This window comes from Nitrospirota bacterium (assembly GCA_020851375.1).
Lineage (GTDB): Bacteria > Nitrospirota > 9FT-COMBO-42-15 > HDB-SIOI813 > HDB-SIOI813 > RBG-16-43-11.
In genome coordinates this window covers 54,164-75,447 of sequence record JADZCV010000047.1, presented here as the reverse complement: position 1 = coordinate 75,447, position 21,284 = coordinate 54,164, and the positions used below count along the sequence as shown (strand labels likewise).

Genomic DNA, 21,284 nt, shown 5'->3' with positions numbered 1-21,284 from the left:
AGGTGAAGAAATGGATTTAAAGGCAAAAGTTCGTGAGATTCCCGACTTTCCGAAGGAGGGGATTCTGTTTTATGATGTTACGACTCTTCTCAAGGATGCAGGTGGATTTAAACGGGTAATTGATAAAATCGGCTCATTCTACGAGGGAGACGGCATACAGAAGGTTGTTGCGATGGAATCGCGCGGATTTATCCTTGGTGCGCCTGTAGCATATCGCCTTGGGGCGGGCTTTGTCCCGGTAAGGAAACCTGGTAAACTTCCGAGCGATGTCTATGAAGCAAAATATGAATTGGAATACGGATCAGACTCTTTAGCGATACATCAGGATGCGATAGCTCCGGGTGAGCGGGTTCTCATTGTTGATGATCTTATTGCTACCGGCGGCACTGTATCGGCCACTGTTCAGCTTGTGAAAAAGCTTGGCGGTATTATTCATGGGGTTGCCTTCTTAATTGAGCTTACAGAACTCAGGGGAAGAAACAAGCTGGACGGCTATAATGTCGTATCACTCTTATCTTATTAATATTATCAGAGCCTTTACTATAGTTTTGTTTGTCCTGATTGTCACCAGTTCAGCCGTAGCTGCATCTCTCCTGATTGATATGGGAAAGCAGAGCGCCAGTCTCGGAATCGGGACTGACTTTTATTTCGGATACGGTTTAATCGGTCTCTCCTCCAAATTTACAACTGATGCCCCGTGGAGTTATGTACAAACAGAAGAGACACTGACCGGACAATGTGATTACTTTAACAGCAAATCAGGTCCTGAGAATGAACTCAGGAAAAAATGTGTCCCTGAGGGCAGATTCAATGATGGGGATGAGTGGGAGCTCTTTGGTAAATTTGGTTTCAGGCTTCCTATTGTCACTTCTCTTTATATAAATACCGGGTTAGGCCTTGCAGAACAGAAGACGGCCCGTCTTTATGTCTTTTCAGAAGAATACTGCACGTACCGTGACACAGGAGGAATCTGTGTCCAAAAGGCTGAATATGGAGAATCCTGGGGCGAGGTTGATAAAGATTATATAATGACATTCCTTGGGGGACTCAGCCTTGAGATGAACCGCAGGCTCCTTCTTAATTTTGATTATCATTCACGGAAGGGGATAATTGCAGGACTAATGTGGCGATATTAGGAGACGCTGAAAAATACCCATCTGCGGCGTCAGGGCGTAAGATGTGAGCTTCAACGTACAACACAGTACGCCTCAGCTCAAATCTTACGCCCTTCCTTGCACCTGGGTATTTTTGAGCGTCTCCTTCAGGAGGTTGCATAATATAATACATTCTCAGGGAGGTAAATGTAGATATGAAGTTTAGGCCGTTATCTTCAAGAAAGCTGAAGACATATTCTATCAAGTCAAGAAAGAGCAAGGTCAGCGTTGGTGACTTTGCCAAACCTGCGAAAGGCGGCAACGCATTCTCGGACTTCCTGAGCAGTTTACCTGACATGCTGGCTGCAAAAGACCTTAAAGAGATAGCTGCACTGATTGCTTCTGCATGCAATAATAAGAAAGTAGTCATTGCCTCGATGGGGGCGCATGTGATTAAGGTGGGACTGAGTCCTGTGATTATTGACCTTATGGAGAAAGGGATTATTCATGCTGTTGCAATGAACGGCGCCTGTATTGTGCATGATTTTGAGATCGCCTTTGCAGGCACCACTTCAGAAGATGTTGATGCCGAACTGTCCAGGGGGACATTCGGTATGGCAGAGGAGACGGGAAAGTACCTGAATAATGCCATAAAAAAAGGGGCAGGAAAAGGTTGGGGAATAGGAATATCCATAGGAGAAATGATCAATAATTCACGTTTCCCGTTTAAGAACCTCAGTATACTTGCTGCCGGCGCGAGGCTGGGAATCCCTGTAACAGTGCATGTTGGTATTGGGACTGACATAATACATATACATCCCCAAATGGATGGAAAAGCCACCGGTGAAGGCAGTATGAGAGACTTTTCTCTGTTCGCAGGCGTGGTATCCAGGCTTGAAGGGGGGGTCTATCTCAACATTGGTTCTGCAGTCATACTGCCTGAGGTATTCCTTAAGTCTATAAGCCTTGCCAGAAATCTTGGTCATAAGGTACAAAATTTCTCAACTGTCAACATGGACTTTATTCAACATTACCGGCCTCTGACCAATGTAGTCCGCAGACCAGCCATAGGTGGGTCAGGCAGGGGCTATACTCTTACAGGTCATCATGAAATTATGGTCCCGCTCCTCGCAGCCGCTATTATTGAATCGCTATCAAATCCTTGACGGCACTACCCCGATAGTATAAAATTGACAGACTCAAAGGCTTCTAAAAAAACCCGAACCTATTATGTTTAAAAAAGTATTGATTGCCAACAGGGGAGAGATTGCCCTCAGGATCATAAGATCCTGCAGGGAACTTAATATAGCTACAGTAGCCATTCATTCTGAGGCTGATGCTACTACGCTTTATGTCAAAAAGGCTGATGAGGCATGTCTCGTTGGTCCGGGACCCGTTGCTGGTTATCTGAACATTTACAGGATAATTGACCTTGCCAAACAACGGGGGGTAGATGCCATACACCCTGGATACGGCTTTCTTGCAGAGAATCATGAGTTTGCCGAGGCGTGTCAGGAAAATGGCATTACCTTTATAGGTCCATCTCCGAGGGCAATCAGGGAGATGGGGGATAAGATATTGGCACGGCAGATGATGATGAAGGCAGGGGTCCCTGTCGTACCAGGCATAGACCATAGCATATCTTCTTTTAATGAGGCTGCCAGTATTGCCTCAGAGACAGGTTATCCCGTAATGCTTAAGGCCTCTGCAGGCGGAGGAGGCCGTGGATTACGTCTTTGTCAGACCCCGGATGACCTGAAACGGGGTTATGAACAGGCAAGGTCAGAGGCACTAAAGGCATTTGGACGGGATGACGTATATATTGAAAAATACATTGTCGCGCCACGGCACATTGAGTTTCAGATCCTCGCTGACAATTATGGAAATATTGTCCACCTTGGAGAGCGTGATTGTTCTATACAACGGAGACACCAGAAGTTGATTGAGGTCGCTCCATCACCTTTTCTCGACCCTGAACTCAGGGAAAAGATGGGGCAGGCTGCTGTCACTGCTGCAAAGGCTGCTGGTTATACCAATGCCGGTACCATTGAATTCCTCGTTGACAGGAACAGGAATTTCTATTTTCTTGAGATGAATACACGCGTGCAGGTGGAACATACAATTACTGAAGAGATTACCGGGATTGATATAGTCAGGGAAATGATAAAGATTGCTGCGGGTGAACGGCTCGCATTTAATCAAAATGACATCCAAATAAGCGGCGTTGCAATTGAGTGCAGGATTAACGCAGAAGACCCAAAAAATAATTTTCTCCCTGTAACAGGCAGGCTCACGGCATATTATTCACCTGGAGGATTTGGGGTCAGAATTGACGGGAACGTCTACCGGGGTTATCTTGTTCCCCCGTACTACGATTCCATGCTTGCCAAACTTACTGTATGGGGCCGGAACTGGGATGAGGTTGTAAACAGGACAGCAAGGAGCCTTGATGAATTTGTTATCAGGGGTGTAAAGACTACAATTCCTTTTTACCGGATGATAATGCGGGATGATAAATTCCGCAGGGGTGATTTTGATACGCACTATATTGACAACAACCTTAACGATCTTGTGTATGAAGATGAGAATGACAGATTAGATCTGGTTTATGCCATTGCAACGGCAATCGCGGCACACACCCACAGATAGGTAGTTAACGCTGAAAAATGCGGGGTACCCATTGCGCCGAAGGCAAATGCAATGGGTCGTGCGGCGTCAGGACATAAGATTTGAGACTCAACGTACAACACAGTACGCCTCGCCTCAAATCTCATGTCCTTCCCTGCACCTGGGCATTTTGAGCATTAACTACGCAGGACGGGCATTGTTGGCAAAGATTTCGCCAACTAAGAAAGAGAGCGGACATTGAAAAATAAGAAACGTAAGGTACATATTACTGACACGACGCTGAGGGATGCTCATCAGTCGCTGCTGGCTACCCGCCTCAGAACATCTGATATGCTTCCCATTGCTGAAAAGATAGACCAGGCAGGGTACTGGTCTGTTGAAATGTGGGGAGGAGCCACCTTTGATTCGAGCATGAGATACCTTAAGGAGGACCCCTGGGAGAGGATAAGGTTATTGAAGGAGCATATGCCCAACACCCCGTTCCAGATGCTGCTTCGCGGGCAAAATCTCGTTGGATACAGGCACTATGCGGATGACATAGTTGAGAAATTCGTAGAACGTGCGGTTGAGAACGGCATTAATATTTTCAGGATATTTGATGCATTGAACGACTTCAGAAACATCAAAACGGCTGTAAAGGCTACACTGAAAAGTGGTGGAAAGGTTGAAGGAACAATCTGCTATACAATAAGTCCAGTGCACAATAACACCCTTTTCGTTGATCTGGGAAAGAGATTAGAGGACATGGGATGCGATACCATATGTCTTAAAGACATGGCCGGACTTCTCTCCCCGTATGATGCGTTTGATCTTATAAGTGAACTGAAAAAATCCATATCCGCTCCGCTTCATCTCCATACCCATGATACAAGCGGCATGTCTGTGGCAACTTATGTCAAGGCTGTTGAGGCCGGAATTGACATAGTGGACACTGCAGTTTCTGCCATGGCATCCGGGACGTCCCAACCCCCTGTTGAGACATTTGCCAATATTCTTAATTGTTCTTCCAGATATTTTCTTGATCTTAACATGGAGCTTGTATCTGAGATTTCTGATTACTTCAGGGAGATAAGAAAGAATTACAGGCTGTTTGAGAGTGAATATACCGGCGTGGACCCTGCAGTCCTCATCTACCAGATACCCGGCGGAATGACTTCAAACCTTGCATCACAGTTGAGCGAACAACAGGCCCTCGGGAAGATGAAAGAGGTGCTTCAGGAGGTTCCGAGGGTTCGTAAGGAATTTGGTTACCCCCCCCTTGTAACACCAATGAGCCAGATAGTGGGTACACAGGCAGCTCTCAATGTAGTAACAGGTGAGAGATACAAAGTGATTACCACTGAGACAAGGAATTATCTGAAGGGGCTTTATGGCAGACCACCTGCGCCAATAGATGAAACAATCAGGAAGAAGGCTATAGGTGATGAAGAATTTATCGAACGCAGGCCGGCTGACCTGCTTGAACCTGAACTCGAAAAACTCACCGCTGAAGTAGGAAACAAGGCGCGTGACATAGATGATATTCTTCTGTATGCGTTATTTCCCAAGGTAGCCATTGATTTCTTTGAGGCAAGGTCAAAAGGCATACCACCTGAGGAGGCTGTATCACATGAAACAGGGACTGTACCGGAGATTGAGGATGAGGCTGCCATTGCCCACCTCGCACCAAGTGAATTTAACATCAAACTGCATGGCGAGAGATACCACGTAAAGGTCGGAGGGATGGGACATCCTGGTGAAGGGGGGAGGCCGTTTTTTATTTATGTTGATGATATGCTGCAGGAGGTACTGGTTGAATCACTGGTTGAGGTGGTGCCAAGCGTATCCGGCGTAATTGATGCTAGGGCCACAGGTCATTCTATAAGACCCAAGGCAAGAGAGGTGGGTGATGTTACGACCCCGATGCCTGGCTCAGTAGTCAGGATAAAGGTGGTGGTTGGAGACAAGGTTGAGGCTGGTGATACAGTCCTGATCGTAGAGGCCATGAAAATGGAAAACGAGGTTCACACACCCATATCAGGTATAGTTGAAAAGATTTATGTGTCCGAAGGTGACAGCGTAAATCCTGATGAGGTCCTTGTGCAGGTACGGGATATACAGGGATAATTGTCATTTGCAGACGAACCGTCATGAGCCTCAGGCTCACAAAGGATTGTGAAAACATCATTCCCGCGGAAGCGGGAATCCAGAACGAGGCCTGGTTCTGGATTCCCACTTCCGTGGGAATGACGCGTACATAGGAGCGTTTCCAGTTGAACTTTAATACATTTATTCATGATATTGCCATTATGGCTATACCGGTTGTACTGGCAATCACCCTGCACGAGGCTGCACATGGATGGGTGGCATACAAATTCGGTGACCCTACCGCCAAATATGCCGGCAGACTGACTTTAAATCCGATAGCCCATATTGATCCATTCGGTACAATACTGTTACCCATTATAACATACATATTCGCCGGGTTTATTATAGGATCGGCAAAGCCGGTACCTGTAAATTTTGCTAATCTCAGAAATCCCAAAAGGGACATGATATGGGTTGGGGCTGCAGGACCGGGTGTAAATATTGCACTGGCATTAGTCTGCGGCATTTTATTTCAGGTCCTTGTCACGCAATCCGTGAATATATCAGCGGGATCAGGGATCCTTTCATATATTGCAGTTCCCCTTATCCTTATGTTAAAAGAGGGTATAAAGTGGAATATTGTACTTGCAGTATTCAATCTTATTCCTGTGCCTCCGTTGGACGGCAGCAGGATACTCGCCGGCCTGCTACCATACAAACAGGCCCAGTTTCTTGGAAGACTGGAACCGTACGGGCTGCTGATTATTTCATTTCTCGTCTTTTTGAATCCATTTGGTTTTATGACGCATGTCATATGGCCGATAATGAGCGTGTTGACAAGGTTGTTTGCAGGGATGCCTGTTTTTTAAGCAATGAGTGGAAAGCAATGAGCAATGAGCTGAAAAATGAAGTGGGGGTGGGGTTCTGATGAAAAAACGTGTTCTTAGCGGTATGAGGCCAAGCGGGAAGCTTCATCTTGGAAATTTCAGCGGCGCCCTTGACAACTGGATGAGGCTCCAGGATGAATATGAGTCATTTTTTTTCGTTGCAGACTGGCACGCCCTGTCCACTGATTATGCAAAAACCGGCAGTTTGAGAGAGTACTCCCATAACATGCTCGCAGACTGGCTTGCATCAGGGCTCAGTCCTGACAAGTGCACAATATTCATACAGTCACATGTTCCGGAGCATGCCGAGCTTCATATACTTTTCTCAATGATCACACCCTTACCATGGCTTGAGAGGGTGCCGACTTATAAGGAACAGCAACAGGAGTTGAAAGACAGAGACCTGTCAACATATGGATTTCTTGGTTACCCATTGCTTCAGGCAGCGGATATCCTCATTTATAAGGCTGACTTTGTTCCTGTTGGCATTGACCAGCTGCCTCATCTTGAATTGACAAGAGAGGTTGCCAGGAGATTCAACTTCCTCTATAAACCTGTATTCCCTGAGCCCCAGCCGCTTATGACAGAGTTCCCAAAGATCCCGGGTACTGATGGCAGGAAGATGAGCAAGAGCTATAATAACGCAATTTACCTGGCTGATTCAAAGGAGGAGGTATGGGAAAAACTCCGTACTATGGTGACTGACCCAAAACGTATTAAACGAACAGATCCAGGTAATCCTGAGGTATGTCCTGTATTTGCCCTTCACCGGGTATATTCATCCCAGGATATTATCAAACAGGTGGACGCGGGCTGCAGGACTGCGGCAATAGGCTGCATTGACTGTAAAAAATGGCTTAACAACGCGCTTCTTCAAAAAATGGAACCTATTCGCGAGATGCGTATTAAATATGCAGATAATCCTGCTCTTATAAATGAGATAGTGAATGCAGGCGCCGAACGCGCCCGCAAAGTCGCCAGGACAGTTCTTAATGAGGCCAGGGACGCCGTTGGCCTTTTGTGAAACTGACGGAGAAGTCCAATACCCTTTACTCCACAGGTCTTCCGGAGACAGGCAGGACTATCGTGAAGGTGCTTCCTTTCCCCTCAGCGCTTTCCACTTCAATCTCTCCCCCATGTGACTCTAAAATCCCGCGTGTAAGAGACAACCCCAGGCCAAGCCCCCGAATCTTGGTCGTATAAAATGGGTCAAATATTTTATCCATGATTTCGTTCGGAATACCCGGGCCGGTGTCAGTGACCATGACAACAGCGCTGAGAGTGTCGCGTCCACTTTTTAATCTGCTCTCAACAGTCAGTAACCCCCCTGCCTCCATGGCCTGAATTGCATTAATAATAATGTTGATCAGTGCCTGTTTAATAAGGGAGTGATCGAGGCTTACCAATGGCAGTTCCGGCGACAAATCTATGCTGAGGCTTATGTTGTGTTCTTCAAATGTGTCTTTGTAGAAAAACAGCAGGTCATTGATAATATCATTAAGGTTGCAGGGTTTTAATTCAGGCCTCTTGTCCCTGGTGAAATAGAGGATATTGTGAAGCAGCTTTTCAAGCCTGTCTATTTCCCTGACTATAATGCCGGCGTATTTCCTGAGAGGCGATTCATCCCCAAGTCTTTTAAATATAAGATTGGCAAAACCGCCGATAGGAACGAGGGGATTTCTTAATTCATGCGCCACAGCAGATGACATTTTCCCGACAAGGGCAAGCTTTTCAGCCTGAACAAGCTCTGTCTGCAGCCTCCTGAGCTCTGTAACATCCCTGACAAATGCCCTTGTCCGGACAAATTGATTCGTTACCGGATCATATAGGGCTGAGGCATTTATCTCAACATCAATGATTTTGCCGTCCTTTGCTATAAACCTGGCCTCTGTCTTACTCCATCCTTCATGTATTACTTTTTCAATATGTTTTATGACCTGATCCTTATGTTCCTCTGTAACTATATCCTCAAGCCTCATCCTCAGCATTTCTTCAAGTGAATACCCGAGTATGTTTAGCTCAGTCTTATTAACACCGATAAATAACCTTTCTCTGTTTACTGAATGTATCATCTCAGGTGAATTCTCAACAAGGTCACGGTATCTCTCCTCAGATGTCTGGAGCTCAGTCTCAAGTCTCTTCATGCCGGTTATATCTGTGGCAATAAATATAATCCCCAGATATTCCTGATCGTGCATAATAGGGGAGAAGTGAGCCAGAACTGTCTTCTCTCCGGCCTTAATCTCAGAGGAATATGATTTTATAATCCCTGCCTTCATCTCTGATATGAGCTCAAGAGCCTTTGTATGTGCCTTTTCTGAATGTGCATCCCTGAAATCCCTGCCATACCATTCATCCCTGTGGATATCAAATATCTTCTCAGCGGCATCATTTAAAAGGGTAATCCTGTTATTACTGTCCACAAAGACCACCCCTTCCGCTATGCCGCCAAGCATGGCCTCAAGATGTGCCTTGCTCTCCACCAGTTCTGTCGTCCTCTTTTCAACCATTGTCTCAAGTTCAAGAGAGTACTCCTTCAGTTTGTTCTGCGCCAGTTTCCATTCGGTAATATCCTTGCTGATTCCAACAGTGCCAATTACATCATTGGTTTCATCCCTCAATTCAGAAAGTGAAAGGCTGATATCTATCAGTCTTCCATCCTTTCGTATCAACTGGGTTTCATAATTGGCAACCATCCTTCCTGCACCGACTATCCCGAGCAATGTCCGGCGGTCTTCCCTGTTATAATAATAATCAGACATGTGAGTTCCGATGACTTCATCCCTGATGTAACCAAGCATCATCTCTGCCCCTTCATTAAACGTAACAATGCGACCGTCGAGATCAGTTGTAATAATCATGTCTGTCGAATATTTCAGTATGCTCTCAAGGTAATTCTTCGTTGTCTCCAGCTCCGATGTCCTCTCTTTTATCTTTTCCTCAAGATTATGATAAAGGTCTTTTAAAGATTCACCCATCCTGTTAAATCCATTTGCAAGAGACTCGAGCTCGTCACCGGTCTTTATGTCAATCCTGTAATCAAGATGTCCCGCTTTTATCTGTTCAACACCATTATGTATGGAATCAACCGGGTTTAACAGAAGCCGCCTGACGAGATAGACACCAATGGCGCATATTAATAAAACAAGGCAGGACTCAACTACAAAAAGCATTACCATGAGGCTTCTGACTGGCGCAAACGTCTCTGCAGGGTCCTGTCTGATAAAGGTGTACCATTTGTAGCCTCCGAGACTGTCATTACCCAGAGAATTCAGGTACCTTAACTGACTAAAGCCGATTACTGAGTGCTTTCCGCCGTGGAGGTCATCATCTGCAAGAATCCACCCTCCACCGGTACCTGCAAACTGAGCAACAAGGGACTGGCTGACAGAATGTCTGTCGGGAGGAAGAAGAGGGCAGATAATGGATCTGCCTGCGGAATTAATAATCATTCCATGGCCAGTTCTGGCAAAGCTCATCTCTGTAATGAATTTAAAGAACTCATCCACATTTACTATTGTCATTATGCCGCCGACGACTTTGCCGTCAGGCCCGTTTCTTACCGGGATACCTATGTCCATTGCCCTCATTTCAGTCAGCTCGTCCGTATATATATCGCTCACATATACCCTGCCGCTGCCGCGATTATACGTAGCGATCCATCTCTCTTCGCTGGACTGGTCTTTCCTGTAACGACGGCTGCCAGCTATTATTCGCCCCTTTTCGTTTAATACAAAAAGTCCGATATGCTCTTCCAGTTCTTCAGGAAGTTTCAAATACCGGATCAGATATGCCTCAATATTATCAGTCTCATTGTTGGTGACAGCCCTTATAAAGGATGGATCATCTGCCAAATATTGAAATGTCATGATTTCCTTTTTAACAGCGGCATCAAAACGGTCTGAAGACTTTTTGGCAATCTCGGCAAAATTAGTTCCTATGGCTTCTGTGAGTACATCCTTTACTTCACGGTATGTGACTGAGAGGCCAGTGATCAGGGCGATAAAGCCTGTAATCAGAATGGCAAGGACTATTTTTCTCTGAATTCCCATCCTGCTTATCAGTATAACCCCCGTCATGTATAAGGGTCAATCCTTGCATCTGTCTGCTGAATAATAGTAAAGTTATGCTACAAATCTGCAAATTTAACTAATTATGGGATTAACCTTTGACAAGTCAGAAATAGAGGGTATTTACGGCACTTTCTTTAAGGATGGAAATGCCGTATCACTACTCTACAAGGGGATGGACTCATTCAATGCCATCTTCGACAGCATTAAAGAGGCACGGTCTCTTATAGCACTGCAATTTTACATCTTCCGCAATGATGAGACAGGAACGGAACTATCCGGCCTTCTCAAGAAAAAGGCGGCTGAAGGGGTGACGGTCTATGTCCTTTATGACCATTTCGGCTCATTCTGGACACCCGCCGGCTTCTGGAAGGATATGGCGCAGGCCGGAATAAAAATACGGGTCTCCAGACCTTTCATCTGGTCATCACCATTTCACTACACACGCAGGGACCACAGAAAGTTAATAATAATTGACGGCGTTAAGGCAGTAACCGGAGGTTTTAATATAGGAAATGAATACAGGGGGTTTCATTTAACACACAAGAGAAAACCATGGAGAGATACAGGGATCATACTGGAAGGCCCGGTAGTATTGGAATTGTTCAGGACTTTTCAAATGACATGGAAGGCAATGGGCGGAAAATATATAAACAGTAATTTGCAATACGGCGGTCAACGACACTGTAACGGACTTTCGGTCATACCCATTTTCGCCTCTTCAGCCAGGGGCAGAAGGATGTTCAGGAAACTGCTATACTACAGTATCAACCATGCAAAGAATAGTATACTCATCACAACTGCATACTTTATTCCGACGATAAGAATGCTCCACACACTGGAGATGGCCGTACACAGGGGGGTAACTGTAAAGTTGCTGCTGTCAGGCAAGAGCGATGTTCCTCCTGCCCATTATGCAGGGCGTGCATTCTTTTCATGGCTATTAAAAAAAGGTGTCAGGATATATAACTATCATGGTGAAGTCCTTCATGCAAAGAGTTATGTTTTTGACGGCTGCTGGAGCATTGTTGGCTCCGCAAACCTGGATTTTCTTTCCCTGCGCAGAAATGACGAAGGTAACGTTGGGATCCTCGATGAAGGATTCGGGAGGAAAATGATAACTATGTTTGAAGAAGACATGGAAAGTTCATTGGAGATAAATGAAGAAGATTGGGGAAAAAGGCCTCTGTCAGATCGGATGAAGGAGCGGTTCTTTGTTCTCTTTAAGAGGAAATTGTAGTATACTCTTCGCATATAGGAGACGGCTATGTCTTATGAAGTCAAACTTGAGATATTTGAAGGTCCGCTTGACCTCCTGCTGCATCTCATAAAGAAGAATGAGGTCAACATATATGATATCCCGATTTCTCTTGTAACCCGGCAGTACCTTGAATATGTTGATCTTATGAAGGATTTGAATTTAGAGATAGCAGGGGAATTTCTGCTGATGGCTGCCACGCTCACCCATATAAAATCAAAGATGTTGCTGCCCCGGGATGAGAAGGCTATTGAAGATGAGGAAGTCGAAGATCCGCGGGCAGAACTGATACGTAAACTCCTTGAGTATAAAAGTTTTAAAGAAGTTGCTGAGGAGCTTGGACAGAGAGAAGATACGTGGAGGGATATTTTCTATAATCCGCCTGATAAATCAATAGAAGGAGATGAGGAGGTGTTTATAGAGGTAGGGTTGTTTGACCTCCTGGAGGCGTTTCGTGATATCATAGCTAAAACCCCTCAGAAAACCTCGCTTGAAATAGTTCCTGATGAATTAACCGTACGTGGAAGAATGACAGACATAATAGAACAGCTTGATGTGGCGGCAAATGAAGGTGTAACGCTCATGTCGCTGCTCGAAGGGGAATGTACAAGACGCACTATTGTAGTCACCTTCCTTGCCCTGCTGGAACTCGCCAGGATCCGGTTGATTAAATTAATGCAGGCTGGGAGCTCAGAAACTATAAGGGTCTACAGAAATGAAGACAACAGGGTAGATCCGGCTGAAATCAAGGAGACACTATAGTGGAACAGAGTGAACTCAAAGGTATAATTGAGGCGTTACTTTTTGTTGCAGGGGAACCCTTGTCCCCCGACAGGATTAAAACCATACTCGAAGATGAGGATAAGAGGGCAATTCAGGACATGTTACTGGAGCTTCAGAATGAATACGATATGCGCCTGTCTGGCCTGAGGATAGTAGAGGTCGCAGGAGGGTTTCAGATTGCCTCAAGACCGGAATTAGCCCAGTGGATAAGGCGATTAAAGAAGGTAAAACAATCGAGCCGTCTTTCAAAACCGTCACTGGAGACACTGGCTATCATTGCCTATAAGCAGCCCATTGTAAAAGCCGAGATAGAGGATATTCGTGGTGTTGACTCATCAGGCGTTCTGAAGGGCCTTCTGGACAAACACATGATAAAGATTATAGGACGCAGGGATGTGGCAGGAAGGCCTATATTATATGCCACTACTAAGGAATTTCTGCAGTACTTTGGTTTAAGAGATATATCAGACCTGCCAACGTTAAAGGAATTCACAGAACTCATTCAGGAGGATAGTGAACAAATTAATGAAGAGGGCATCCAGGAGTCAACTGCCTCTTTTGATGATTCAGATAATAAGACAGTCATGGAGACTCAGGAGAATTGAAATTCAAGTGGCTTGCCTTTGCAATAATAACGATTCTTGCTGTAACTACCATATTTGTAATCCCCAGGATCAATAGAATAATCCCTGATGTACCAGTAGATGACATTCATGTTTCTGTCATAAATATCAGTGAATGTATCAATTGTCATTTAAACGCAAATATTAGACCATTGCCGTCAGGGCATGCGGCAAGGGACAAGTGTCTGTACTGTCACAAGATGAAAAAAAGCAGCTCAGATGCCAGGTAACTCCATTTGACATCACTTCTTATTTTCCCCTATAATTAATAGTTTAATAAAAACATATAAATAAAATGGCTATTCAGAACAAAATCAGGAATTTCTCAATCATAGCACACATTGACCATGGTAAATCCACGCTTGCCGACAGGCTTCTCGAACATACCGGCGCCATTGCTCAACGGGACTTAAAGGAACAGGTGCTTGATGCCATGGACCTCGAACGTGAGCGGGGAATAACCATTAAGGCGCACGCAGTCAGGCTGAATTATAAGGCAAAAGACGGCAATCAATATATACTGAACCTGATTGACACACCAGGTCATGTAGACTTTACTTATGAGGTCTCAAGAAGCCTTGCCGCATGCGAGGGTGCCCTGCTTGTCGTTGATGCATCCCAGGGTGTAGAGGCACAAACGATAGCAAACGCCTATCTCGCCGTTGATAATCAACTTGAGATCGTACCGGTAATTAACAAGATAGACCTGCCGGGAGCGGATATCGACGACACAAAGAGACAGATCAGGGATGTTCTTGGCCTTGATGACAGTGAGGCAATACCTGCCAGCGCAAAAGAGGGTATCGGCACTGTCGAGATCCTGGAGTCAGTCATATCAAAAATCCCTTCACCGTCAGGCAATCCTGACAAACCGTTAAAGGCCCTGATGTTCGACTCATGGTATGACAACTATCAGGGGGTCGTTGTATTAATACGTATAATTGACGGTGTTATACGTCCCCGCCAGCAGGTTATGATGATGTCCACAAAGAATGTATATGAGGTCATATCTCTTGGCACTTTTACACCCAAGCCGGTCCAGGTCAATGAACTGACAGCAGGTGAAGTGGGATTTGTTGTCGCAGGCATAAAGAAGATGGGCGAGACAAAGATTGGAGACACTATGACAGATGCGGCGAATCCGACTGCATCGCCTTTTCCAGGCTACCGGGAGGTCAAACCTATGGTCTTTGCCGGCCTCTATCCTTCAGACACGGATAACTACAAAGAGCTTAGAGAGGCCGTAGAGAAACTCAGGCTGAATGATTCTTCCTTCACTTTTGAACCGGAAAGCTCTCTGGCGCTCGGATTTGGTTTCAGGTGCGGATTTCTGGGGCTTCTGCATATGGAAATAATTCACGAACGGCTTGAGCGTGAGTTCGGCTTAAGCCTTATCAGCACTGCACCAACTGTCGTATATAAAATAACGACAACAGCAGGAGAACACCTGACAATAGACAGTCCGGCTGATCTGCCGCCGATGCAAAACATAGTTATATTTGAAGAGCCCTTCATTCTTGCCACTATAATTGCCCCTGCTGAATATGTCGGGAGTATTATAGGTCTGTGTCAGGAACGCAGAGGTATTCAGAGGGATATGAAATATGTCAGTAAAGAGCGTATGATGCTGACATATGAACTCCCGCTCAATGAAATTGTCCTCGACTTCTATGATAAGCTCAAATCCATATCCAAGGGGTACGCATCGCTTGACTATGAATTACTTGGCTACAGGGATTCAAATGTTATACGGCTTGATATACTCCTGAATGGTGAAATAGTGGACGCGCTTTCTGTCATTACACACAGGGACAAGGCTGAATCCAGGGGAAGAATGCTTGCCGAAAAGATTAAGGAGCTGATACCGAGACAGATGTTTGAGGTAATCATTCAGGCGGCAATCGGCGGAAAGATTATTGCACGTGAAACCGTACGGGCGCTCAAGAAGAATGTTATTGCAAAGTGCTACGGCGGTGATATTACCAGGAAGAGGAAGCTACTGGAAAAACAGAAGAAAGGAAAGAAACGTATGAAACAGTTTGGCAGAGTTGAAATCCCGCAGGAGGCATTTCTTGCGATACTTCAGGTGAAAGAATAGTGAATATGGAAACATCCGGCACAAAAAAGAAGAAACACATTGTAAGGGAGTATATCGAGTCCATACTCATTGCGGTAATTATGGCCCTGATAATCAAGGCATTTATTGTCCAGGCGTTTAAGATACCATCCGGTTCAATGATTCCTACACTTAAAATAGGCGATCACATACTGGTGAATAAATTCATGTACGGTGTAAAGATACCCTTGACAGACAGAATTATTATTCCATTTAATAAGCCGGTTTACGGCGACATAATAGTATTTAAGTTTCCCGAGGATGAAAAAAAGGATTTCATAAAACGTGTTGTTGGACAACCGGGAGATACCATAGAAATTAAAGATAAGAAGTTATATATCAACGGTCATCTGACTGATGAACAATTTACCGCCCACAGCGATCCAATGTTCTATCCGGCAGCTATACAGCCGAGGGATAATTTTGGACCTGTTGTCGTTCCACAGGATTCTTATTTTGTCATGGGAGACAACAGAGATTTCAGTCTTGACAGCAGGTACTGGGGTTTTGTTAAATTGAACAAGATAAGGGGAAAGGCGTTTATAATATACTGGTCATGGGATGGCGAAGACAGCTGGGTCAGGTGGAACAGGATCGGGATGCGGATAAAATAAGTGAAGAGATTAACTGAATACATAAATAAATATCGGGACAGAACCGTACTTGTTGTCGGTGACATTATTGCTGACCATTATGTATGGGGCAAGGTTGAGCGTATTTCACCGGAGGCGCCTGTTCCGATTGTTGATGTCCAAAGGGAAAGCTTTATGCTCGGCGGAGCAGGGAATGTAGCCGCTAACATCCTTTCTCTTGGTGGCAGGGTCAGGATATGCGGAGTAGTCGGCAGGGACGATATCGGCCGCTGGGTTATCAACCGCCTTTCTACTGAAAATATATGCACTGACGGAATTATCATTGAAGAAGACCGGCCAACTTCAAAGAAGACCCGCGTTATAGCTCACAATCAGCACGTTGTAAGGTTTGATCATGAGAGCCGCGGAGAAATATCATCCCAATCACAGGACCTGATAATTGGATATATAAGGACTCACATAAATGATATAAGAGTAATAGTCATCTCTGATTATGCAAAAGGAGTTATAACGAGAAATCTCGTACAGTCCATCCTGCAGGTCTCCCTGGAAAATGATTTGTGTGTCATCGTTGACCCGAAACTCAAACATTTCAATTTTTATACCGGGGCAACAGTTATAACGCCCAATACATCTGAGGCGTCAATGGCATCAGGTATGCCTGTCTCCGACGATGAATCACTTATAAAGGCAGGAAATATACTCCTTAAGCAGTCAAACGCAGATGCCATTCTTATAACCCGCAGTGAGCACGGTATGAGCCTTTTTCAAAAAAACGAGGATGTAATTCATATTCCTGCGGCTGCAAGAGAGGTTTATGATGTTACCGGTGCAGGAGACACGGTGGTAAGCACCCTTGCATTGTCTGTTGCAGCAGGGGCTTCACTTAAGGACGCAGCTATACTTGCAAATTATGCCGGTGGCATAGCAGTAGGCATAGTTGGCACGGCTACGGTTCGGCCGGATCAACTTATCATGGCATTAAATTATGAATAATAAGGCAGCCGTAATCATACCTGCGCGGTTCAGCTCTACCAGATTTCCTGGAAAGGCGCTCGTTTCCATCGGTTCAAAGCCACTTATTCAGTGGATATACAATGCAGCAAAGATGTCAGTTAATGCCGGTAATGTTATTGTTGCAACAGACGAACAGAAGATATATGATACGGTCAGGGGATTTGGCGGAGATGTGATTATGACGTCATCCGCTCTGAGGACCGGTTCTGATCGCTGTGCTGAAGTAGCCAGGCATCTTGAAAACAAAATTATAATCAATCTTCAGGCTGATGAAGTCCTTCAGGGACCTCAAATGATTGATGAGCTTATTCATCTGATGGAAGAGGATGACACTATTATGATGGGCAGTTTAAAATCTGAGATCACCTCACCGGATGAATTAATGGATAGAAATGTTGTAAAAGTGGTTACAGATTGCAATGACTTCGCACTATACTTTTCACGCTCTCCGATTCCACATATTCGCGACAGGAGAGACAACACAGTTTTTCCGCCTGGGACTTATTTTAAACACCTTGGCATCTACGCATACAGGCGTGATTTCTTATTTTTATTCAGCTCTCTTCCTGCTTCCGGTCTTGAGGAGCTCGAAAAACTCGAACAGCTCAGGGCATTGGAATCAGGTTACAGGATTAAGTTGAAAAAAACCCTGCATAAATCTTTCAGGATAGATACACCCGAAGACCTGAACAAACTTGAAGAGGGGCTTATCCATGGGAAATGATACTGTAAAGGCCAAATTTATTTTTGTCACAGGCGGGGTAGTTTCATCGCTTGGCAAGGGTGTGGCAGCGGCAGCAGCAGGAAGCCTGCTTGAATGTTACGGCCTGAAGGTTACATTTCTGAAATTTGATCCCTACATAAATGTGGACCCTGGCACGATGAACCCGTTTCAGCATGGAGAGGTCTTTGTTACTGACGACGGTACAGAAACGGATCTGGATCTTGGCCATTACGAAAGATTCACAACTGTAACAACATCAGCTAAAAATAATTATACTACAGGTAAAATATACTTTAACGTCATCACAAAGGAGCGCCGCGGTGAATATCTTGGCGGTACAGTCCAGATGGTCCCTCATATAACAGATGAAATCAAGAGGTGCATACTCGAGGCTGCCAATGAAAAGGATATCGTTATAGTTGAAATAGGGGGCACTGTCGGAGATATTGAAAGCCTTCCTTTCCTGGAAGCTATCAGGCAGTTCCGTTTTGACATGGGAAGCGACAAAACCCTCTATATGCATCTGACTCTGATACCATTTGTCAAGGCCGCAGATGAAATCAAGACAAAACCCACCCAGCATAGTGTCAATAAGATGAGAGAAATAGGCATTCAGCCTGACATCCTTGTATGCAGAACCGACAGGCCAATCTCCGATGAGATAAAAAAGAAGATAGCCCTTTTTTGTAATGTCGAGGCTGAGGCTGTAATAATTGCGAGGGACGTTGAAAATATCTATGAAATCCCGATTATGCTTAATGATGACGGACTTGACCGGATACTTATCAAGAAGCTGAATCTGAATGTGGGAAAACCAGATCTCAGCCGCTGGACTGAGATTGTCAAAAAGATCAGAAATCCATCGGGTAAGGTCACAATAGCCATTGTTGGTAAATACGTTAATCTGAGGGATTCCTACAAGAGCCTTTGCGAGGCACTGATACATGGAGGACTTGCGAATAATGTTGACGTCAGCCTGAGACTGCTTGATGCAGAGGAGATAGAGGGAAAGGGACCAGATGCTGTTCTTTCGGATGCAGACGGGATTCTTGTTCCAGGCGGGTTCGGGAACCGTGGAATTGAAGGGAAGATTGCAGCGATAAAATATTCCAGAGAAAACAAGATACCATTTTTCGGCATATGTCTCGGGATGCAATGCGCTGTTATTGAATTTGCAAGGAATATGGCAGGGTTCAGTGACGCAAACAGCACTGAATTCGATGAGAAAACCGCTTATCCGGTAATACACATCATGCCTGATCAGGAGGGAAAGGATAAGGGCGGGACGATGAGATTGGGTGCATATCCATGCGTCCTCATGCCGGATACTGCCGCCTATAAAGCATATAAGAGCGCAAGGATAAGTGAGCGTCACCGCCACAGATATGAATTTAATAACATATACAGGGATAACCTTATAAAGGCCGGACTTGTCATAAGCGGCCTCTATCCCCAAAAAGACCTCGTTGAAATAGTAGAGATCAAGGATCATCCGTGGTTTTTGGCCACCCAGTTTCACCCTGAATTCAAATCAAGACCTATTGCCCCGCATCCACTCTTTGCGTCATTCATTGGAGCGGCAGTCAGAAAAGTTAAATGAGTATTCAGATAGGGACAAAATCCATACACAGCACCAGCCGGCTCTTCTTTATTGCAGGACCATGCGTAATTGAAGATTATGACATAACGCTTGAGATTGCCTCTGAACTCAGGGACATAGCCAGGGAATATGATGTCTTCATCATTTTTAAGGCATCGTATGATAAAGCCAACAGGACATCGGTCAACTCTTACAGAGGGCCTGGAATCGAAAAGGGGATAGATATCCTTGGCAGGATCAGGACTGAAACGGGCCTGCCTGTTTTGTCTGATATACACACCCCTGAAGAGGTCAACACAGTTAAAGAAGTGCTTGATGTATTGCAGATACCGGCATTTCTTTGCAGGCAAACAGATCTCTTATTATCGGCAGCCATGACACAAAAAGCTGTAAACATAAAAAAAGGGCAGTTTCTCTCTCCGTGGGATATGAAAAACGCGGTAGACAAGATCAAATCCACAGGAAACAATAATATTATGCTTACAGAGCGTGGCACTATGCTGGGATACAATAATCTTGTAGTTGACATGAGGTCCATACCTGTAATGAAGTCATTTGGTTATCCGGTTATATTTGATGCAACTCATAGTGTCCAGCTTCCGGGTGGTACAGGTACGGCATCAGGTGGTCAGCGTGAATTCATCAAAACGCTCTCAATGGCTGCTGTTGCTGCAGGATGCAACGGCGTCTTTATGGAGGTTCATCCTGACCCTGCAAGGGCCCTGTCAGACAGCGCCACACAAGTGCCGCTCAAAGATGTCAGGTCCCTGATAAAAGACCTCTGCAGTCTTAGTGACTTTTTAAGACTTGCCTGATCATGGAGGATATATTCGAGTGGGTGACATAGAAACAGGCCGCAGGGTTCTCGATATTGAAGCTAAGGCCATTGACACTCTAAAGGCAAGACTGAACCAGAGCTTTTCAGATGCAATTACCCTTCTCTACAACTGTAAGGGGAGGGTTGTTGTTACAGGAATGGGCAAGTCAGGCTTGATAGGCAGAAAAATAGCTGCTACACTGGCAAGTACCGGCACCCCTGCTTTTTTTCTTCATCCTGCCGAAGGTATACATGGGGACATAGGTATGATCATTCATGAGGATATAATAATAGCCATATCAAACAGTGGTGAAACGGACGAAATACTCGCCTTATTGCCAGTTTTTAAGAAGATGGGCCTGCGTATGATATGCCTTACCGGAAAACCTGATTCCACTCTTTCCAGAAATAGCGATGCAGTCCTGGATGTCAGTATTAAGGAGGAGGCGTGCCCTATGAATTTAGTGCCTACAGCCAGCACCACTGCGGCACTTGCAATGGGAGACGCACTTGCAGTTACCCTTCTCGAAAAACGCAAATTCAGGGAGGAAGATTTTGCACTGTTTCATCCTGGCGGGGCACTTGGCAGACGCCTTCTTCTTCGTGTAGAGGATATTATGCATACAGGCTTGGATATACCTGTTGTGTACAAAGACACACCTATGAAGGATGTATTTTTTGAAATGACATCAAAGAAGCTGGGGGTGACGACTGTTCTCGATGAAAATAACAGGCTTTTTGGGATAATTACAGATGGAGATTTAAGAAGATTGCTCGAGCGCGAGTCCGTCAGCGCAAGTGATATATTCAGTCGTACTGCCGCTGAGGCAGCTACTCAGGATCCGAAGATAATTCACCAGGACATGCTTGCAGCATCGGCAGTCCAGATTATGGAAAAACATTCAATAACATCTCTTGCTGTTGTAAATAAAGACATGACAGTAGCAGGTATAATACACCTTCATGATCTGTTAAAGAAGGGACTAGTTTAAGAATTGCCTGATATC

At 45.1% G+C, this 21,284-nt stretch carries 19 protein-coding genes; 18 read left to right on the top strand and 1 reads right to left on the bottom strand.

Annotated features, from left to right (window positions below):
• Positions 1 to 10 precede the first annotated feature (10 nt).
• The 7 genes from IT393_11755 (at position 11) to trpS (ending at position 7,700) form a co-directional block, all read left to right on the top strand.
• Positions 11 to 523, top strand: coding sequence for an adenine phosphoribosyltransferase (locus IT393_11755; protein MCC7203320.1), 513 nt, complete (start codon positions 11 to 13; stop codon positions 521 to 523).
• Positions 498 to 1,136: a hypothetical protein gene (locus IT393_11750; GenBank protein MCC7203319.1), complete on the top strand. Its 639-nt coding sequence runs from the start codon at positions 498 to 500 to the stop codon at positions 1,134 to 1,136. The genes IT393_11755 and IT393_11750 overlap by 26 nt, the downstream gene beginning before the upstream one ends.
• A gap of 173 nt (positions 1,137 to 1,309) precedes the next feature.
• Positions 1,310 to 2,260 carry a hypothetical protein gene (locus IT393_11745; GenBank protein ID MCC7203318.1) on the top strand — a complete coding sequence of 317 codons (951 nt, stop codon included), beginning with the start codon at positions 1,310 to 1,312 and terminating at the stop codon, positions 2,258 to 2,260.
• Between the two features lie 64 nt (positions 2,261 to 2,324).
• A complete protein-coding gene (gene accC / locus IT393_11740; GenBank protein MCC7203317.1) occupies positions 2,325 to 3,743 on the top strand; it encodes an acetyl-CoA carboxylase biotin carboxylase subunit in 1,419 nt (472 codons plus the stop codon).
• A 216-nt stretch (positions 3,744 to 3,959) separates the two neighbouring features.
• Positions 3,960 to 5,828, top strand: a complete 1,869-nt coding sequence (gene oadA / locus IT393_11735; GenBank protein ID MCC7203316.1) for a sodium-extruding oxaloacetate decarboxylase subunit alpha — start codon at positions 3,960 to 3,962, stop codon at positions 5,826 to 5,828.
• Positions 5,829 to 6,010: 182 nt separating this feature from the next.
• Positions 6,011 to 6,658, top strand: a complete 648-nt coding sequence (locus tag IT393_11730) for a site-2 protease family protein (protein ID MCC7203315.1) — start codon at positions 6,011 to 6,013, stop codon at positions 6,656 to 6,658.
• A gap of 58 nt (positions 6,659 to 6,716) precedes the next feature.
• A complete protein-coding gene (trpS, locus tag IT393_11725; GenBank protein MCC7203314.1) occupies positions 6,717 to 7,700 on the top strand; it encodes a tryptophan--tRNA ligase in 984 nt (327 codons plus the stop codon).
• 25 nt (positions 7,701 to 7,725) lie between these two features.
• Here the strand turns inward: trpS and IT393_11720 are convergent, their stop codons facing one another.
• Entirely contained in the window at positions 7,726 to 10,755 is a 3,030-nt protein-coding gene (locus tag IT393_11720) for a PAS domain S-box protein (protein ID MCC7203313.1), read from the bottom strand.
• Between the two features lie 76 nt (positions 10,756 to 10,831).
• Here IT393_11720 and IT393_11715 point away from each other — a divergent pair, with 76 nt between their 5' ends.
• From IT393_11715 to IT393_11665, 11 genes are all read left to right on the top strand, one after another.
• A complete protein-coding gene (locus IT393_11715) occupies positions 10,832 to 11,986 on the top strand; it encodes a hypothetical protein (protein ID MCC7203312.1) in 1,155 nt (384 codons plus the stop codon).
• Positions 11,987 to 12,013: 27 nt separating this feature from the next.
• Positions 12,014 to 12,766, top strand: coding sequence for a segregation/condensation protein A (locus IT393_11710; GenBank protein ID MCC7203311.1), 753 nt, complete (start codon positions 12,014 to 12,016; stop codon positions 12,764 to 12,766).
• Positions 12,766 to 13,392, top strand: coding sequence for an SMC-Scp complex subunit ScpB (scpB, locus tag IT393_11705; GenBank protein MCC7203310.1), 627 nt, complete (start codon positions 12,766 to 12,768; stop codon positions 13,390 to 13,392). The genes IT393_11710 and scpB overlap by 1 nt, the downstream gene beginning before the upstream one ends.
• Positions 13,389 to 13,640: a hypothetical protein gene (locus IT393_11700; GenBank protein ID MCC7203309.1), complete on the top strand. Its 252-nt coding sequence runs from the start codon at positions 13,389 to 13,391 to the stop codon at positions 13,638 to 13,640. The genes scpB and IT393_11700 overlap by 4 nt, the downstream gene beginning before the upstream one ends.
• A 65-nt stretch (positions 13,641 to 13,705) precedes the next feature.
• Positions 13,706 to 15,508 carry an elongation factor 4 gene (gene lepA / locus IT393_11695; GenBank protein MCC7203308.1) on the top strand — a complete coding sequence of 601 codons (1,803 nt, stop codon included), beginning with the start codon at positions 13,706 to 13,708 and terminating at the stop codon, positions 15,506 to 15,508.
• Between the two features lie 5 nt (positions 15,509 to 15,513).
• Positions 15,514 to 16,140: a signal peptidase I gene (gene lepB / locus IT393_11690; GenBank protein ID MCC7203307.1), complete on the top strand. Its 627-nt coding sequence runs from the start codon at positions 15,514 to 15,516 to the stop codon at positions 16,138 to 16,140.
• The gene (gene rfaE1, locus IT393_11685; protein MCC7203306.1) at positions 16,141 to 17,115 is read left to right on the top strand and encodes a D-glycero-beta-D-manno-heptose-7-phosphate kinase; all 975 of its coding nucleotides are present in this window, start codon (positions 16,141 to 16,143) and stop codon (positions 17,113 to 17,115) included.
• Positions 17,108 to 17,860 (top strand): 3-deoxy-manno-octulosonate cytidylyltransferase, encoded by a 753-nt coding sequence (gene kdsB, locus IT393_11680; GenBank protein ID MCC7203305.1) that lies wholly within the window; start codon positions 17,108 to 17,110, stop codon positions 17,858 to 17,860. Before rfaE1 ends, kdsB begins: the two co-directional genes overlap by 8 nt.
• The gene (locus IT393_11675) at positions 17,850 to 19,460 is read left to right on the top strand and encodes a CTP synthase (protein MCC7203304.1); all 1,611 of its coding nucleotides are present in this window, start codon (positions 17,850 to 17,852) and stop codon (positions 19,458 to 19,460) included. The genes kdsB and IT393_11675 overlap by 11 nt, the downstream gene beginning before the upstream one ends.
• Positions 19,457 to 20,275 (top strand): 3-deoxy-8-phosphooctulonate synthase, encoded by an 819-nt coding sequence (kdsA, locus tag IT393_11670; GenBank protein ID MCC7203303.1) that lies wholly within the window; start codon positions 19,457 to 19,459, stop codon positions 20,273 to 20,275. The genes IT393_11675 and kdsA overlap by 4 nt, the downstream gene beginning before the upstream one ends.
• Positions 20,276 to 20,294: 19 nt before the next feature.
• Positions 20,295 to 21,269, top strand: a complete 975-nt coding sequence (locus IT393_11665; protein ID MCC7203302.1) for a KpsF/GutQ family sugar-phosphate isomerase — start codon at positions 20,295 to 20,297, stop codon at positions 21,267 to 21,269.
• Positions 21,270 to 21,284 lie beyond the last annotated feature (15 nt).